The organism is Streptomyces sp. NPDC101152 (genome assembly GCF_044768275.1).
Lineage (GTDB): Bacteria > Actinomycetota > Actinomycetes > Streptomycetales > Streptomycetaceae > Streptomyces.
In genome coordinates this window covers 1-1,599 of record NZ_JBIWPO010000141.1, presented here as the reverse complement: position 1 = coordinate 1,599, position 1,599 = coordinate 1, and the positions used below count along the sequence as shown (strand labels likewise).

Here is a 1,599-nt window from a genome sequence, read left to right as displayed (position 1 = left end):
CTAGTGCTCTGACCGGGAAGGTTGGCCGGGTTGGTGATTCCGGCGGTTGGATGTCCCGAGACGTCCGTCCGACTGCTGGGGGTGTGGGGTGGCTGAGCCTGTCCGTGTACGCAGGCTGACTGACCAGGAGGGGCAGAAGCTGCAGCAAATCGTGCGCCGGGGCAGCACCAGTTCGGTGCGCTACCGGCGCGCGATGATGTTGCTGGCCTCGGCCGGCGGCAACCGGGTCCCTGTGATCGCGAAGCTGGTGCAGGCCGACGAGGACACCGTCCGGGATGTGATCCACCGGTTCAACGAGATCGGCCTGGCCGCCCTGGACCCTCGATGGGCGGGAGGCCGTCCCCGCCTGCTCAACCGTGACGACGAGGACTTCGTCGCCCAGACGGCCACCACCCGCCCGACCAAGCTCGGCCAGCCCTTCACCCGCTGGTCCATCCGCAAACTCGCCACCTACCTGCGAAAAGTACACGGCCGCGTCATCCGGATCGGCCGTGAGGCGTTACGGTGCCTGCTCGCCCGCCGCGGCATCACCTTCCAGCGGACCAAGACATGGAAGGAATCGCCTGACCCCGAGCGCGACGCCAAGCTGGACCGCATCGAGGAGGTGCTGGAGCGTTTCCCGGATCGTGTATTTGCGTTCGACGAGTTCGGGCCGCTCGGCATCCGGCCCACCGCCGGGTTGTGCTGGGCCGAGCAAGGCCGGCCCGAGCGGCATCCCGCGACTTACCACCGCACCCACGGGGTGCGGTACTTCCACGGTTGCTACTCGATCGGCGACGATCGCCTGTGGGGCGTCAACCGGCGCAAGAAGGGCGCCGCGAACACCCTGGCCGCTCTGAAATCGATCCGGACCGCCCGCCCGGACGGCGCCCCGATCTACGTGATCCTGGACAACCTGTCCGCACACAAAGGCGCCGATATCCGTCGCTGGGCGAAGAAGAACAAGGTCAAGCTGTGCTTCACCCCGACCTATGCGTCTTGGGCGAACCCGATCGAGGCCCACTTCGGACCGCTGCGGCAGTTCACCGTCGCCAACTCCAACCACCCCAACCACACGGCCCAGACGCGCGCCCTGCACGCCTACCTGCGCTGGCGCAATAAGAACGCCCGCCATCCCGACGTGCTGGCCGCCCAACGACGCGAACGCGCCCGCATCCGCAGTGAGAAGGGCATCCGCTGGGGCGGGCGAGCAGTGAAAGCCGCGTGACCATGCCAACGGCACCGGCGACACTGGCGCCATGACCGTTGATCGCGAGGCACTTCAGACCAGCTGGAACCAGACCCGTAACCACCTCGACGCCGCCCGGGGCCACCTGACGGGCCTGGCGAACATCGACCTCTCGGCGACGCTTGAGTTCCTGGAGCACAACGAGCTGGGACTGGCCTTCGACTGTCTCGTCGATCTCGGTGACGACCTCGAGCTGCCGCTCACCTTCTGGCAGCACCTCGACCGGGCAGCTCGTGAGATGCGGCTCTACAGCGATGCGCTGCACACACCCCACCTCACGGCTGCCGACCTCTGCCGCCGCCACCTCGCAGCTGCCTCCGAGCAGGAGTGACCCCCGCTAACCCGGTAAACCTTCCCGGTCAGAGCACTAG

2 protein-coding genes are annotated in these 1,599 nt (G+C 67.4%); both read left to right on the top strand.

Going from position 1 to position 1,599, the window contains the following annotated elements; translation table 11 throughout:
- Positions 1 to 88: 88 nt before the first annotated feature.
- Positions 89 to 1,207: an IS630 family transposase gene (locus ACIRVK_RS45515; RefSeq protein WP_404258057.1), complete on the top strand. Its 1,119-nt coding sequence runs from the start codon at positions 89 to 91 to the stop codon at positions 1,205 to 1,207.
- A 31-nt stretch (positions 1,208 to 1,238) separates the two neighbouring features.
- A complete protein-coding gene (locus ACIRVK_RS45510; RefSeq protein WP_404258055.1) occupies positions 1,239 to 1,559 on the top strand; it encodes a MafI family immunity protein in 321 nt (106 codons plus the stop codon).
- Positions 1,560 to 1,599: the final 40 nt, after the last annotated feature.

Coding starts and splice junctions, on each gene's coding strand:
- ACIRVK_RS45510 (WP_404258055.1), top strand. CDS start 1,239: ATGACCGTTGATCGCGAGGCACTTCAGACCAGCTGGAACCAGACCCGT.